General features: G+C 61.0%; 7 protein-coding genes. 1 reads left to right on the top strand and 6 read right to left on the bottom strand.

Annotated elements, in window-relative coordinates:
* Positions 1–3: 3 nt before the first annotated feature.
* The 5 genes from EPG66_RS14295 to EPG66_RS14275 all read right to left on the bottom strand — a co-directional run bounded on the left by EPG66_RS14295 (position 4) and on the right by EPG66_RS14275 (position 12,241).
* Positions 4–3,105, bottom strand: a complete 3,102-nt coding sequence (locus tag EPG66_RS14295) for a multidrug efflux RND transporter permease subunit (protein ID WP_182687284.1) — start codon at positions 3,103–3,105, stop codon at positions 4–6.
* On the bottom strand, positions 3,102–6,320 hold the full coding sequence (locus EPG66_RS14290) for an efflux RND transporter permease subunit (RefSeq protein ID WP_182687282.1): 3,219 nt from the start codon (positions 6,318–6,320) through the stop codon (positions 3,102–3,104). The genes EPG66_RS14295 and EPG66_RS14290 overlap by 4 nt, the downstream gene beginning before the upstream one ends.
* A complete protein-coding gene (locus EPG66_RS14285) occupies positions 6,317–7,528 on the bottom strand; it encodes an MdtA/MuxA family multidrug efflux RND transporter periplasmic adaptor subunit (RefSeq protein ID WP_083070307.1) in 1,212 nt (403 codons plus the stop codon). Before EPG66_RS14285 ends, EPG66_RS14290 begins: the two co-directional genes overlap by 4 nt.
* A 420-nt stretch (positions 7,529–7,948) precedes the next feature.
* Positions 7,949–9,688: a penicillin-binding transpeptidase domain-containing protein gene (locus tag EPG66_RS14280; protein WP_010251720.1), complete on the bottom strand. Its 1,740-nt coding sequence runs from the start codon at positions 9,686–9,688 to the stop codon at positions 7,949–7,951.
* A gap of 279 nt (positions 9,689–9,967) precedes the next feature.
* Positions 9,968–12,241: a molybdopterin guanine dinucleotide-containing S/N-oxide reductase gene (locus tag EPG66_RS14275; protein WP_182687280.1), complete on the bottom strand. Its 2,274-nt coding sequence runs from the start codon at positions 12,239–12,241 to the stop codon at positions 9,968–9,970.
* Between the two features lie 190 nt (positions 12,242–12,431).
* Between EPG66_RS14275 and galR the strand changes: the two genes are divergently transcribed.
* Complete coding sequence (gene galR, locus EPG66_RS14270; RefSeq protein WP_010251726.1) at positions 12,432–13,433, top strand: HTH-type transcriptional regulator GalR; 1,002 nt, start codon at positions 12,432–12,434, stop codon at positions 13,431–13,433.
* A gap of 33 nt (positions 13,434–13,466) precedes the next feature.
* On the opposite strand, the gene EPG66_RS14265 is transcribed toward galR, so the two are convergent.
* Positions 13,467–15,839: a beta-N-acetylhexosaminidase gene (locus tag EPG66_RS14265; protein ID WP_182687278.1), complete on the bottom strand. Its 2,373-nt coding sequence runs from the start codon at positions 15,837–15,839 to the stop codon at positions 13,467–13,469.
* Positions 15,840–15,911: the final 72 nt, after the last annotated feature.

The following is a 15,911-nucleotide window of genomic DNA, read 5'->3' as shown; positions in this document are numbered from 1 at the left end:
GGATCAGGATTCCGTAGGGCGCAGACGACGCCATTGACGTTGAGTGGCACGGCCCAGACGATCGAGCCAAAGATAAACAACCGGCGTGGTAAACAGCGTCAGCAGCTGGCTGAGCGCCAGTCCGCCCGCGATAGCGATACCCAGCGGGCTGCGCAGATCGGCATCACCGCCGCTGCCCAGCGCCAGCGGCAACGCGCCGAAAAAGGCGGCCAGCGTGGTCATCATGATGGGCCGGAAGCGCATCAGGCACGCCTGGGTGATCGCCTGCTGTGGCGACATGCCCTGCCGCCGCTCCGCGTCGATGGCGAAATCGATCATCATGATGGCGTTCTTTTTCACGATGCCGATCAGCAGGATGATGCCAATCAGCGCGATCACCGTGAGCTGCGTGCCGGTCAGCAGCAGCAGTAACAGCGCGCCGACGCCCGCTGACGGCAGGGTCGAAAGAATGGTCAGCGGATGGATGTAGCTCTCATAGAGCACGCCGAGCACGAGATAGACCGCCGCCAGCGCCGCCAGAATCAGCCACGGCATGGTCGCGGTCAGTTGAGAAAAGGCGGCGGCGGTGCCGGCAAAACCGGCGTGAAGGGTCGATGGCAGGCCCAGCTTCGCCATCGCCTGTTTTATCAGTTCCTGCGCCTGTTCCAGTGACACCCCCTCGTTGAGATTAAACGCCAGGGTGCTGGTAGCGGCCTGGCCCTGATGCGCCACCGACAGCGGCGCGTTGCCGCCGCTGAAGCGGGCAAAGGCGGAGAGCGGCACGCGGTCACCACTGTCGTTGATCACATAAAGCTGCTGCAGCGTCTCAGGATTGGCGGTGTCGCTATCCTGCAGTGACATCACCACGTGATACTGATTCAGGGTGTGATAGAGCGTGGCGATCTGCCGCTGGCTGAACGCATTGTTCAGCAGCGTATCCAGCATGTTCACGTTGACGCCCAGCCGGGTGGCGCGATCACGATCGATGGTCAGTTCCACCTCCTGGCCGCCGGTCTGTGAATCGGAGTCCACGCTGTTAAGCTCGGGGATCGCCGCCAGCGCCGCCTGCACTTTCGGCGTCCAGGTGCGCAGCAGATCGAGATCGTCCGCCTGCAGACTGTACTGATACGTGGCGTTGGCGCTGCGTCCGCCAATATGCAGGTCCTGTGCCGCCATCAGGAACATCTGCGCCCCGGCGATGTGACTGGTTTTGCGCGTCAGCCGGTTGGCCACCTCGGTGGCGGTCGCATCGCGCTGATCAAAATCTTTAAGCCGCACAAAGAAGTTGGCGCTGTTGCGGGAGCCAAACATCCCGCTGCCCATCGACGACATCACACTCTCTACCGCCGGGTCTTCCTGAATGATCTGCGTGAACATCAGCATTTTCGGCTTCATCGCCTGGAACGAGATGTTCTGATCGGCGCGCAGCGCACCCATCAGCAGCCCGGTATCCTGATTGGGGAAGAAGCCCTTCTGCACCACGACGAAGAGAAAAACGTTCAGTAGTACGGTCAGCAGCAGGCTGAGCAGCGTCAGTTTCTGATGGCGCATCACCCAGGCCAGCCCGCGCCCGTAGGCGGCCAGCAGGCGATTCAGCTGGTTTTCAATAAACTGCCAGAGCGGATGCGGCCGCAGGCTGACGGGCGGTTTCGGTTTCAGCAGCCGGGCGCAGAGCATCGGCGTCAGGCTCAGCGAGACAAACAGCGAGATCAGCAGCGACACGGTGAGCGTCACGGCGAATTCGCGGAACAGCCGCCCGACAATGCTGCCCATCAGCAGGATCGGGATGAACACCGCGATCAGCGACACGGTCATCGACAGCACGGTGAAGCTCACCTCCTGCGCCCCGCGCAGCGCCGCCCGCAGCGGGCTCAGCCCGCGCTCAATGTGACGGGTGATGTTCTCCAGCACCACAATCGCATCATCTACCACGAAGCCGGTGGCGATAATCAGCGCCATCAGCGACAGGTTATCCAGGCTGTATCCCAGCAGATACATCACCGCGCAGGTGCCGATCAGCGACACCGGCAGTGCCAGCGCCGGAATGATCACCGCCTGCAGATTGCGCAGAAAAACAAACACCACCGCAATCACCAGCAGCACCGCGATCAGCAGCGTCTCTTCGGTGTCATACAGTGAGGCGCGCACGCCAGGCGAACGGTCAACCACCACCTTCAGCTGGGTGTCAGCGGGCAGACTCTTTTCCAGCTGCGGCAACTGCGCTTTTATCGCGTCGATGGTTTCCAGCATGTTGGCACCCGCCTGACGTTTGATACCGATCATCACCGCCGGTGTGGCATTCAGAAACCCCGCCTGATAACGATCTTCCACCGAGTCATAGACCGTGGCGACGTCGCGCAAGCGCACCGCCTTGCCCTGCTGATAAGTGATGATCAGATCGCGGTAGCTGGCGGCCTTCTCAAGCTGGCCATTGCTGTCCACCAGCCACGACTGGTCACTGCTCTGCAAAATCCCTTTGGGCAGATTGGTGGTACTGTTAGCGACGGCGGCGCGCACCGTCTCCAGCGAGATGCCGTAATGGGTCAGCTTCAGCGGCTGCAGATCAATCCGCACCGCCGGTAAGGCGCTGCCCATCAGTGACACTTCGCCGACGCCCTGTACCTGCCCCATCGCCTGTTCGATTTTGCTCTCCGCCAGATCGTAGAGTTCGCCTGGCGTGCGGGTGGCAGAGGTCAGCGCCAGCATCACTATTGGCGCGTCTGACGGGTTAGCTTTGCGATAGGTCGGCAGCGAGGCCATTGCGCTGGGCAGCAGGCTGCGCGCTGCGTTGATTGCCGCCTGAACGTCGCGCGCCGCGCCATTGATATCACGGTCCAGTTCAAACTGCAGGATGATGCTGCTGGAGCCCTGCGAGCTGCTGGAGGTCATCTCACTGATACCGGCAATCTGCCCCAGCGAACGTTCCAGCGGCGTAGCGACCGTCGCCGCCATGGTTTCCGGACTGGCGCCTGCCAGGCTGGCGCTGACCATGATGGTGGGGAAATCGACCTGCGGCAGTGGTGCTACCGGCAGCAGCCGGTAGCCCAGCGCGCCCAGCAGCAGGATCGCCAGCGTCAGCAGCAGCGTCGCCACCGGACGAAAGATAAACAGCCGGGTCAGATTCATTGCCCGCTCCGCGCCCGCTGCTGACGGCGTTTCACCCAGGCGTTGCCGCGCTGCGCCAGCCCATCAAACAGGAGGTAGATCACCGGCGTGGAGAAGAGCGTCAGCACCTGACTGACAATCAGCCCGCCGACAATCACCAGCCCCAGCGGCTGACGCAGCTCTGCCCCGGAGCCGGAGGCCAGCATCAGCGGTAGCGCACCCAGCAGCGCCGCCATCGTCGTCATCAGAATCGGGCGGAAGCGCAGCAGGCAGGCCTGATGAATCGCGTCGCGCGCGCTGAGTTGCTGATGGTGTTCCGCCTCCAGCGCGAAGTCGATCATCATGATGGCGTTCTTTTTCACGATGCCGATCAGCAGGATCACCCCAATCAGCGCAATCAGGCTGAATTCGGTGCCCGCCAGCAGCAGCGTCAGCAACGCGCCCACCGCCGCCGACGGCAGCGTAGAGAGGATGGTCACCGGATGGATAAAGCTCTCGTAGAGGATGCCGAGCACCACATACATGGTGATCAGCGCCGCCAGAATCAGCCACAGCGTGTTGCCGGTGGCGCTCTGAAACGCCGAGGTTTCCCCCTGATAACGCAGCGTGGTGCTCTCCGGCAGCTGCAGCTGCTGCCGCACGTCCGCTATCGCCCGCTGTCCATCCTCCAGCGAATAGCCCGGATTAAGGTTGAAGGAGATCATCACCGCCGGGAACTGATTCAGCCGCATGTGCATCAGCGAGCCGGTGCGCTGGTGGACAGTGGCGATAGAAGTGAGTTTGACCATGCCGCTGCTGGTTGGGCTGGCGCTGGTGTCAGAGGCTGAAGTGGACGAAGACGACGATGTTGACGAAGACGTTGACGTTGATGAAGCCGTGCTGGTGGATGACGACGCCGAACTGCTGCCGGACGATTGCAGCCAGACATCATCAAACGACGCCGGGCCCTGCTGGTATGCCGGAGCCACTTCCAGCACCACCCGATACTGATTCGACTGGGTGAAGATGGTCGAGACCAGCCGCTGACCAAAGGCGTTATAGAGCGCGGTGTCCACGTCCGACGCAGTAATGCCGAAGCGCGCCGCTTTATCGCGGTTCAGCTCAACGTAAGAGACGCGCCCCTGATCCTGCAGGTTACTCACCACGCCATTAAACTCGGGCCGCTGCTGCAATGCCGCCACCAGTTTCGGCGACGCGCTGACCAGATTTTCACTGTCGGCATCATCGAGGGTGAACTGATACTGACTCGGCGAGACCTGATCGTTGACGGTGAGATCCTGCGCCGGTTGCAGATAGAGCCGGATACCCGCCACATCGGCGGTCGCCTGTTTCAGCTGGCTGATCACCTCGCTGGCGCTGAGATCGCGGGAGCCAAACGGCTTCAGGTTGATCTGCAATCGTCCGCTGTTAAGGCTGGTGTTGGTGCCGTCGATGCCGATCGTCGATGAGACGCTCTCCACCGCCGGGTTTTTCAGGATCCGCGCCGACAACGCCTGCTGCCGCGTTGCCATGGCGTTAAACGAGACGTCCTGTGAGGCGACGGTAATGCCCTGAATCAGCCCGGTATCCTGGGTCGGGAAGAAGCCTTTCGGCACCATCATGTAGAGCAGCGCGGTCAGTCCGAAGGTGGCCAGCGCCACCAGCAGCGTCAGTTTCTGATGGTTCAGCACCACGGTCAGCAGCCGGTCATAGCCGCGCACCAGGCGGTCGAACAGTTCGCCGCCCTTGCGGGCAAACGTCGACTGCTGTTCGGGCGGAATGTGGCGCAGCAGATACGCGCACAGCATCGGTGTCAGGGTCAGCGATACCACCATCGACACCAGAATCGCCACCGCCAGCGTAATCGCGAACTCCCGGAAGAGTCGCCCGACCACATCGCCCATAAACAGCAGCGGGATCAGCACCGCAATCAGCGAAAAGGTCAGCGAGATGATGGTGAAGCCAATCTGCTGTGAGCCTTTCAGCGCCGCCTCCATCGGTGACTCGCCCTGCTCCAGCCGCCGGGAGATGTTCTCAACCACCACGATGGCGTCATCAATGACAAAACCGGTGGCGATGGTCAGCGCCATCAGCGACAGATTATTCAGGCTGAAGCCCGCCAGATACATCACCCCAAAGGTGCCGACCAGCGACAGCGGCACCGCCACGCTCGGGATCAGCGTGGCAGCCACGTTGCGCAGGAACAGGAAGGTCACCATCACCACCAGCGCAATCGACAGCATCAGCTCAAACTGGACGTCGCTGATCGAGGCGCGAATGGTCTGGGTGCGATCGGAGAGAATGGTCATCTTCACCCCGTCCGGCAGCGCCGCCTGCAGCGCGGGGAGCTGCGCCTTGATGTTGTCCACCACCTGGATGACGTTCGCGCCCGGCTGACGCTGCACGCTGATCACAATCGCGGGCTGGTTGTTGGCCCACGCCGATTGGAAGCTATTCTCCGGGCCCTGTTCAATGTGGGCGATATCTTTCAGGCGCAGCGCCGCGCCATTCTCATAGCTGAGGATCAGGTTGCCGTACTCGGTTGCGGTGCGCAGCTGGTCGTTGGCGTCGATGGTCACCGAATGATATTTACCGTCAAAGCCGCCTTTGGAGCCATTGACGTTGCTGTTACCAATCAGCGTATTTACCGCCTCCAGCGTCAGATGATGCGCCGCCAGCGCCTGAGGATTCATCTGCACCCGAATCGCCGGCTGGTGGCCGCCCGCCAGCGTCACCATCCCGACGCCGGAGATCTGCGACAGCTTCAGTGCCACCCGGGTGTTGACCAGATCCTGCACCGCGGTCAACGGCAGCGTGCTGGAGCTGGCCGCCAGCGTCACCACCGCGCTGTCCGCCGGATTGACCTTTTTGTAGGTCGGCGGATTGGGCAGGTCGTCGGGCAGCAGGTTATTCGCCGCATTGATCGCCGCCTGCACCTCCTGTTCGGCGACATCCAGCGACAGATCGAGGCTGAACTTCAGGGTAATGATCGACGAGCCGCTGGCGCTGGTGGAGCTCATCTGGCTAAGCCCCGCCATCTGCCCTAACTGGCGCTCCAGCGGTGAGGTGACCGACGACGCCATCACATCCGGGCTGGCACCCGGATAGAGCGTGGTGACCTGAATGATCGGATAGTCGACCTGCGGCAGCGCCGAGGTTGAGAGGAATTTCCAGGCAAAAATGCCCGCGACCAGCACGCCGACCATCAGCAGAATGGTGGCGACCGGACGCAGGATAAACAGGCGCGACGGGTTCATTTCGACACAGCACCCGCAGCGGCGGGTTTCTCATCGGCCAGCGACACTTTGCTGCCGCTGGTCAGACGATCGATCCCTTCCGTCACCAGCCGATCGCCCGGCGAAACACCGCTGAGGATCGCCTGCTGATCGTCTCCGAAAGCGGGACCGGTGGTGACCGCTTTGCGCGTAACGCTGCGATCCTGATTGATCACAAAGACAAAGCTGCCGTCGCTGCTCAGCTGCAGCGCCTGGGCCGGGATCACCGTCGCGCCTTTCAGCACCCGGGTCTGCAGCCGCAGATTCACAAACTGATTGGCAAACAGCGACTCATCCTGGTTGGCGAACACCGCTTTCAGCGCCACGGTGCCGGTGGCGGTGTCGATCTGGTTGCTGATGAACTTCACCTCGCCGCTGCCGAGCTGATGCTGGTTGTCCTGATCATACAGCGTGGCGGGCAGGCTCTGCCCCTGATGCAGCACGCTGACCAGCGTCGGGATTTCGCTTTGTGGCACGCTAAAGGTCACGGCGGCGGGCTGCATCTGGGTAATAGTCACCAGGCCGGTGCTGCTGGCACTCTGAACCATGTTGCCGGGATCGACCTGACGCAGGCCGACGCGCCCGCTGATCGGGGCGGTGATCCGGGCATATTCAATGCTGAGTTTCGCACTGGCGATCTGCGCCTGATCGGCGGCGACGGCACCGCGATACTGCCCGACGGTGGCAATCTGGCTGTCCAGATCCTGACGCGCCAGTGCATCCTGCGCCGCCAGTTTGCGGTAGCGCGCCAGCGTCAGCTCTGCACTTTTCAGCAGCGCCTGGTTTTCGCTGAGTTCGCCCTGATACTGGTTCAGCGTGGCCTGAAAGCTGCGCGGATCGATCTGCGCCAGCAGCTGCCCGGCGCTGACTTTCTGCCCCTCGGTAAAGAAAACCTGCTCCAGCTGGCCGTCGACGCGGCTGGTCACCGTGACGCTGGCGTTGGGGATGACCGTGCCGAGTGCATTCAGCCACACCGGCACATCCGCCGTGCTGGCGACACCGCTGTGAACCAGCGTCGCCCCTCCGCCCATCATGCCATGCGCACCCGGTCTGCCCGACGGCATCCCCTCGCCCGGCCCGTGACCCGCCGACAGCAGACGCCAGATAACCCCAGCGATAATCGCCATCACCAGCAACAGGAGCAGCCATTTAAGCCCAAAGGAACGCGCGGGGCGAGAAAGGTGAGTCATCGTCGAACTCTTCAGATAAGCAAAAAAGAAATCCCGGAACGTGCGGAATGCGGCAGTGAGCGGCGGCGAGCAAAAAAGCGCCAGGCTTCACGGCGGCCATTATCAGTGAAAGGCGACGCGCCTTTCTATTGGCAAACTGTCAGGGTTTCGTTAAGAACGATGTTGATTTAGCGGGGGTTTTTACAGCGGTAACGGCAGGCTCAGGCGAGCAGGCAAAAAAAACCCACGCATCTGCGTGGGTTGGTGTAATAACAGGGTTCTCACTGCCGAAGCGGTGTTGTTTTCACACCCATCAATACCTCTGGGACTGCTATCCTCGCACTGATTGACCGCGCGGAGACAGCAGGAAAACGCAACCGAATTCGGGGAAGTGCAACGAGGTGTGAATATCCTTCACGCCTCGCTTACACTCTGATTTGTCTAAGATTTATCTGAAGGCGTGGCGGCAGGTTTGGTGTAGATGGCATCCGGTGCAATATTCATGTGTTTCAGTACCGGTCCCATGATATTGCCAAACACCGGCGCAGCAACCGAGCCACCGAAGTGATCGCCCGCCGTCGGATGGTTGATCATCACCACCAGCGCCACTTCAGGATGACTGGCGGGAGCGAGACCGGCGGTGTAGTTGACGTAGCCGCCATCATACTTGCCGCTGGTGCCCATTTTTTCCGCCGTACCGGTTTTGGTTGCCAGACGGTAGCCCGGCACCGCGGCTTTCAGCCCGGTTCCGCCCGGCAGGACGTCACTCTCCAGCATGTGCACCACCTCTTTCACCGTTTCCGGGTTGGCGACCTGGCGTCCCATGACCGGTGGCGTAACGCGGGTGATCGACAGCGGACGGTAAATGCCATAGGAGCCGAGCGTGGCGTATTCGCGGGCAATCTGCAACGGCGTCACACGCAGGCCATAGCCAAAGGAGAAGGTGGCCCGCTCGATATCTGCCCAGCGGGTGCGGTGCAACGGAAAGTAGCCGACACTTTCGCCGGTCAGCCCTAAGCCGGTCGGTTTGCCAAGGCCGAACGCATGATAGGTGTTGACCAGCGCTTCGGCGGGCATCGCCAGCGCGAGGTGTGACACGCCGATGTCGCTCGATTTTTGCAGAATGCCGGTCATGGTCAGGCGCGGCCAGTGGCCGACGTCGCGGATCAGGTGGCCGTTAACGCTGTAAGGCGTGGTGTCGATCACCGAATCCGGGCGCACCAGGTGGCGCTCCAGCGCTTCCATCACCACTAACGGTTTGACGGTCGATCCCGGTTCGTAGCTGTCATTGATGGCAGAGTTACGCATCTGCGCGGGCGTTGCCCCTTCATAGTTGTTGGGGTTGAACGACGGATAAGAGGCCATCGCCAGAATCTCGCCGGTGTCGATTTTCACCAGCACGGCTGCACCGGAGTCCGCCTTGTTGATCAGTACGCCGTCGCGCAGTTTGCTGTAGAGCGTGTACTGGTCATATTTGTCGATGCTGAGCTGTACCGTCGGCGGCTGGGTCGGCGGCTGATAGTTGATCATCGCGATGATATTGCCTGCGGCATCCTGCCGATAGACCTCTTTGCCCGGCTCGCCCTGCAATACTTTATCAAAGCCCTTTTCCAGTCCGTTCAGGCCGACGTTATCTGCCCCGACGATGCCGATCAGCGGCGCTGAGGCTTCGCTCATCGGATAGAAACGGCTGTCATCATAGACTTCGCTGATGCCTTTCAGCTTCAGCTCTTTAATATCTTTGGCAATGCCCAGCTCGACTTTACGCCCCAGATAGAGGAAGCGACGTTTCGGGTTGGCGGTGATCTGCGCCGCCAGCTCTTCGGGACGGGTGTTGAGCGCCGCCGCCAGATAGGCCCATTTGGCACTGGTAAAATCGGGGTTGCTCTCCAGCACGCGCTGCGGATCGGCAATCACGTCGCGCGACGGGACGCTGAGCGCCAGCGCTTCACCGTTACGATCCAGCAGCGTGCCGCGACTGGTCGGCAGCGTCACGGTACGCAGCGATCGCTGATCCGCTTCGTGCTCCAGCATCGGCTGATTCAGGAACTGCAGGTCCGCGACGCGCGCCAGCAGCACCACCAGACAGGTCGTGACGCCCAGGCAGATCAGTCGGAAACGAAAAGGGTTAAACGGCGCTTTTATCTGGTCTTTTCCCAGTAGTTTTTTAATCCGGGGCATGGCATTCCGCTGCGCAAAATAAAGAGAAAGGGGCTGGTGCCAGCAGTTATAAAGAAAGCGCTGGCCGTATAACAGGAAAACTGTGTATCAGTTCGTTATCGGCAGCCGATTTCTGGCAAAAAAAAACCTGCGCATCTGCGCAGGTTGGTGTAATCAAGAAAATCTATTGATGTTCACCCATCAATACCTCTGGGACCCTGAATGTAGCAAGAGGGATCGATCGGCTGCCATCTCTCAAACGCAACAGTTACCGGCAAAATGTAACCAGCCATGAGATCCTTACGCTATTGTGCAATCCTGATGTTTTTTGATTTCCACCAGGCAGCTCATGGCGTTTGGCCCCTGCGTCAGCGACGAGGTGCCGATATCGAGCGTCAGCACGTTGGGGTTACCCGCGCGATCGTGCGGCTGCCACGCCTTGCCAAAGCCGGGATCAAACCAGGCGCCGGTGGCGATAATCACTACGCCCTGCGTCACGCCATCGGTGATCCGCACGCCCGCCAGCATCACGCCGCGTGCGTTGCTGACCTCTATCTCGTCGCCCTCCACCAGCCCGCGCGCGGCCGCATCCTGCGGATGCATGTAGAGCGTTTCATGTCCGGCGGTTTTATTGCCCTGCACCGTTTCTGTAGCATCCAGCTGACTGTGTAACCGGTCGGAAGGCTGAATCGAGATCATGTGCAGCGGATAGTCGCGGCTGACCGGCGAACCGAGCCACTCCTGGGGTTCACGCCATTCCGGATGGCCGGCGAAATCGTCCAGCTGGTAGTCCGCAATGGTCTGGCTGAAGAGCTCGATTTTGCCGCTGGCGGTTTTAATCGGATTGGCCTGCGGATCGGCACGAAAATCATCCATAAACTGATAGGGTTTGCCCCCTTCGGGGATCTCCACAAAGCCGCGCTGCCAGAACTCTTCAAACGACGGGAAATCGATGCCTTTACGCTGATGCGCCGTCGCACACTGCTGATAAAGATGGGCGATCCACTGCATCTCGTTGCGCTCTTCGGTGAAGGTATCGCGGTAGCCGAGGCGCTCCGCCAGGTCAGCAAAAATATCGAAGTCGTTGCGCGCCTGATGCTGCGGTTTAATCGCCTGATGCATCGCCAGCACAAAGCGGTCACGGGAGGAGCCGCCGATGTCATTGCGCTCCAGCGTAGTGGTGGCGGGCAGCACGATGTCCGCCATCTGCGCGGCGGGCGTCCAGACGATATCCTGCACCACGACCGTATCGGGCCGCTGCCAGCCCTCCACCAGCCGGTTAAGCTGCTGGTGATGGTGGAAAGGATTGCCGCCCGCCCAGTGCACCATGTGAATGTCGGGATAGTGCAGGGTTTCGCCCTGAAAGCGGTAAGGCTGGCCGGGATTGAGCAGCATGTCGCTGATCCGCGCCACCGGAATCGACAGCCCGGAAGGATTGGGGCCGGTGCTCATCATCGGAGCCGGACCTTCCTGGCGCGGGTTGCCGACGCTGTTCATCGAACCGTGACCAAAAGAGAAACCTGCGCCCGGCAGGCCTGGCTGGCCGAGCATCGACGACAGCGCAATCATCATCCAGTAAGGCTGCTCGCCGCGATGGGCGCGCTGAACGGAATAGGAGCAGGTAATAAAGCTGCGCTTGCCGGTGAGCTGCTGCGCCAGATGCACAATGCGATCGGCCGGAATGCCGGTGATACGGCTGGCCCAGCCGGCGGTTTTCGCCACGCCGTCGGTTTCGCCCAGCAGATAGGCGCGCAGCTGAGGCCAGCCGGTGCAGTGGCTGGCGAGAAACGCTTCGTCAACCGCGCCGCGCTGGGTGATCTCATGACCCAGCGCCAGCATCAGCGCCACGTCGGTGTTGGGGCGAATCGGAATCCACTCGGCGTTAACAAATTCCGGGCAGTCATCGCGCATCGGGCTGATGTTGATCACCGGCGTGCCTTTGGCCGCCAGCTGCATCAGCGCCGGTTTCAGGCTGTGCTGCCCTGCGCCCCCCGAGGCGACCTGGGCGTTTTTCAGCGCCAGCCCACCAAAGGCGACAAAAATTTCGGCATGTTCCACCACCTGCGGCCATTCGGTGACGCGCCCGGTCAGCGGCATGTAGGTGCCAATCACATAGGGCAGGAAGAACTGCGCGGCGCCCCAACTGTAGTTACCCTGCTGATCAACGCCGCCGCCGCCCTGAAAGTAGAAGCGACGAATCAGGGTGCGGGCATGGTTAACACGTCCGGCCGATGACCAGCCGTAGGAGCCGTTGAAAATGCCCGATGCGCCATAGCGCTCGCGAATGCGGCGATTCTCCTCCGCCACCAGATCCAGTGCGGTTTCCCAGTCGACGGCAACAAAATCTTCCCGGCCACGCAGCGTACGGTCGCTCTTTTCGCGTGACTTCAGCCACGAGCGCCGCACCATCGGCTGACGAATGCGTTTGTCGGAATAGACCAGTTCAGGAATGGTGTGGATCATCGGTGACGGATCGGCATCGGCGAAGAAAGGTTCGCAGCCAATCAGGCGATCGTTTTCAGTGACGGCGGTAAAGGCGCCCCAGTGCGCCAGATGTGGCACTTTGGTTTTCATCGTTGTTTTTCACGGTAGCCAGGTGGGAGATTGAGCATAGCATGGTGCGACGCCTCAGCAGAAGACGTGCCTGCGGGTCCGATTTTGCCCCTTTTTGCGACGACGCTGGCATTCTGTCGGGTTGATGTGTCCGCCCTTTTCCGTAACACTGATGCGATGTGTAAACGTTTTCCCCAAAGCAGGTCAACGCATGGCTACCATAAAGGATGTTGCGCGACTGGCTGGCGTTTCTGTCGCCACAGTCTCCCGTGTAATCAATAATTCTCCCAAAGCCAGCGACAGCTCCCGACAGGCCGTAGGTCAGGCGATGGAGCAGCTTCAGTATCACCCGAATGCCAACGCACGTGCGCTGGCGCAGCAATCGACCGAAACGCTCGGCCTGATTGTCGGTGACGTCTCCGATCCCTTTTTTGGCGCAATGGTTAAAGCCGTGGATGAGGTGGCAGGTGACACCGGTAACTTTTTGCTGATTGGTAACGGTTACCATAATGAGCAAAAAGAGCGGCAGGCGATTGAACAACTGATGCGTCACCGCTGCGCGGCGCTGGTGGTTCACGCCAAGAAAATCCCCGATGCAGAACTGGAAGTGCTGATGAAGCAGGTGCCTGGCATGGTGCTGCTGAACCGGCTGATAAAAGGCTTTGAAAAGCGCTGTATCGCGCTTGACGATCGCTACGGCGCCTGGCTGGCAACCCGTCATCTGATCCAGCTTGGCCACCAGAATATCGCCTTTATCTGCTCGACCCACACTATCTCCGATGCAGAAGATCGCCTGCAGGGTTACTACGATGCGCTGAAAGAACATGGTCTGCCGTGCAGCGATCGGCTGGTCACCTGGGGCGAACCAGATGAAGTAGGCGGTGAGCAGGCGATGACGGAACTGCTGGGTCGCGGCAAAAATTTCACCGCCGTCGCCTGCTACAACGACTCAATGGCCGCCGGTGCGCTGGCGGTGCTGAGCGATAACGGCGTTCGGGTGCCGGAAGAGATGTCGCTGATCGGCTTCGATGATGTGCTGGTTTCGCGCTATGTGCGACCGCGCCTCACCACCATCCGCTATCCGATTGTCACCATGGCGCAGCAGGCGGCCCAGCTTGCGCTGGCGCTGGCCAACAATCAGCCGCTGCCGGAAGTGACCCATATGTTCAGCCCGACCCTGGTGCGCCGCCACTCGGTCAGCGGCCCGGCCTGAGGATGCTGTGGCCGGTTTATCCGGCCGCAGCGTTTACTGAAAGGCGCGCAGCAGCGTCTCCAGCGGCCTGACCAGCGCAATCACTGTTTCATCCTGTACCTCTGCGGCGGCATCCAGTGTCGCACGCATCTCCGCCACTTCACTGGCACCAAACGCCTGGTTACGAACGTAAGCATTAACCAGCGCGAGGCCCATGGCGCTCAGCACCTCAATCTGCTGGACGCTCTGTGCCAGCGGCTTCAGCGTTGCACTGGCGTTAATGATCGGCAGCACCGCGCTGGTGTTAGCCTGCCAGCGCTGCAGCGGCGCGCGAACCGCAGAGGCGGCAGCCGGATTATTACGATTGCCGATTAACACGGCGACCTGCTGCTCCAGCTGACGTACCGCCTCACTCTCAGCGGGCAGTACATCTGCCAGCCGGTTCAGGGGTTCATGGTAGTCGTAATGGCCCGCCTGAAACTTGAGATGCTGACGCGTGTAGTATTGCGCCGGTTCCAGCACCTCGGCCAGAACCCGCAGTGGGGCGATGTCATGCCCACTGGCCAGCCGCATCATCTGCTGCTCCGTCTGCGCATGTTGCAGCGTTCCGACCGACACGCTGCTCCAGCGATCCATCGCCGCCAGCCGCGAATACATCGAGTCGGTATTGGTGACATCCTGCGCCGACCATAACCGCTCGGCCACCACGAAGGCGCGCGGCCACAGTTTGGTATCAATAATCTGGCTGTTGATGTTTTCCGCCCACAGCGCCGCCTCGCCACCCAGCAGATTTTGCTGCACCTGCTCAGGTGTGGGCAGCGCGGGCGCGATGCCCGCAGGCGTCTGCGCCAGCCGTTGACCGCTGGTGGGATAACGCACGTTGCCTACCTCTGCATAACCTTTAAGAGCGTTCTGTTGCAGCGTGACCACCGGCTGGAACGGCCCCATCCAGCTATCCACGCTAAACCGCACCTGCCGCGTCGAGAGCCAGTTAATCTGACTGACCATCCGGCGGGCTTTGCCATCGAAGTCGATAAAACCGCGCCAGCCTGGCTCTCCCTGTATCAGCGTAAAGCTGCCCTTCACCGGGCTGCCTTTCAGCCGCGGCATGGTGAATGACCAGCTCTGCGCCTGGTCGCCTGGCCGCAGACGATCCTGGCCGTTGAGGCCCTGTGGCGTGACCTCATTGCGGTAGTGATAGCTGGCAGGCTGAGGCTGATCGAGGTAGAAACCGGTAGAGAGGATGCCGCGGTAGTTCTCTTTTGCCAGCGCGCTCAGCGCATCCTGGCCCTGCCACGACTGGATAAGAATGCTGCGCGGCAAGTCGGGATGGGCAATCTCATCCCAGCCCACCATCTGACGGTGATGGGCTTCCAGGATCTTCTCTACCCGCTGATTGAAATATGCCTGAAGCGCATGGGCATCTTTCAGATCGTGGTCGCGCATAAACTGCTGGATAGTGGGCGAGTCGTTCCACTGTGTCGGATCCACCTCGTCGCCGCCAATGTGCAGCCAGGGGTCGGGGAAGATCGCCGCCATCTCACCCACCAGCGTGTCGATCACCTGATAAACCTGTTCGTTGCTGGGATCGAGCAGCGGTTTAAAGACGCCCCAGCCGCGCTCCATCTGCCAGGGGCCGGGTGCGCTAATCAGCTCTGGCATTGCCACCGCCAGCGCGGACGCATGTCCCGGCATATCCAGCTCGGGCACCACACGCACCCCGCGATCGGTGGCATATTTCACGATCTCCCGCATCTGCTGCTGGCTGTAATAGTTGCCATCGCTGGCTTTCTGCTGCAACTGGGGATAGTGGCTGGAGGCGAAGCGCCAGCCCTGATCGTCGGTAAGATGCCAGTGAAAGACGTTCATCCGCGCGGCGGCGATGCCGTCGATCTGACGTTTAAGCGTCTCCACCGGCATAAAGTGACGCGCCGTGTCGATCAGCACGCCGCGCCACGGAAAGCGCGGATGATCGTGGATGGTGACATAAGGAATGGTCGTGCCCTGTGCGCCGTTTTGTATCAGCTGCAGCAGGGTTTCCATGCCGCGCATCGCGCCGAAACGGCTGGCCGCGGTTAACAGGACGCCGTCGCCATCGACCTGCAACTGATAGCTCTCATCGCTATCAGGTAGCGGCTGCGGATCCACCGCCTTCGCAATGACGATGCGGATAGTCGGTGCTGCCACCGGCTGGGTGGCGGGCAACAGCGGCCAGCCGGTCTGATTACTGATTCGCTCCAGCCAGCGCGCTTCGGCACCCGCCAGATGATCGCCGGTGATTTGCAGCGTCAGCTGCGGCGTCAGGATAAGCGTGCCGCCGCTGGCGGGCTGTTCCACCTGTTGCGGCCAGGGCATCAGCGGCAGCGGACTGGCCTGGGCGATCGGGCAGAGAGCCGAGAGCAGGAGCAGAGAACGGGGTAACCACATTGGCGGGCATCCTTGTAACGTCAACGTTTTGACAGGGCAGAACGTTGATTAAAGTTGCTGCTCGCCAATCCG

It is taken from the genome of Pantoea pleuroti, from assembly GCF_014156615.1.
GTDB lineage: Bacteria > Pseudomonadota > Gammaproteobacteria > Enterobacterales > Enterobacteriaceae > Pantoea > Pantoea agglomerans.
Note: the sequence above shows the minus strand (reverse complement) of the source record. Positions and strands in the feature narration are given on the sequence as shown.

Bases quoted from the DNA above. Each gene is read 5' to 3' on its own strand.
- EPG66_RS14295 (WP_182687284.1), bottom strand. From the start codon at position 3,105: ATGAATCTGACCCGGCTGTTTATCTTTCGTCCGGTGGCGACGCTGCTG.
- EPG66_RS14290 (WP_182687282.1), bottom strand. From the start codon at position 6,320: ATGAACCCGTCGCGCCTGTTTATCCTGCGTCCGGTCGCCACCATTCTG.
- EPG66_RS14285 (WP_083070307.1), bottom strand. From the start codon at position 7,528: ATGACTCACCTTTCTCGCCCCGCGCGTTCCTTTGGGCTTAAATGGCTG.
- EPG66_RS14280 (WP_010251720.1), bottom strand. From the start codon at position 9,688: ATGCCCCGGATTAAAAAACTACTGGGAAAAGACCAGATAAAAGCGCCG.
- EPG66_RS14275 (WP_182687280.1), bottom strand. From the start codon at position 12,241: ATGAAAACCAAAGTGCCACATCTGGCGCACTGGGGCGCCTTTACCGCC.
- galR (WP_010251726.1), top strand. From the start codon at position 12,432: ATGGCTACCATAAAGGATGTTGCGCGACTGGCTGGCGTTTCTGTCGCC.
- EPG66_RS14265 (WP_182687278.1), bottom strand. From the start codon at position 15,839: ATGTGGTTACCCCGTTCTCTGCTCCTGCTCTCGGCTCTCTGCCCGATC.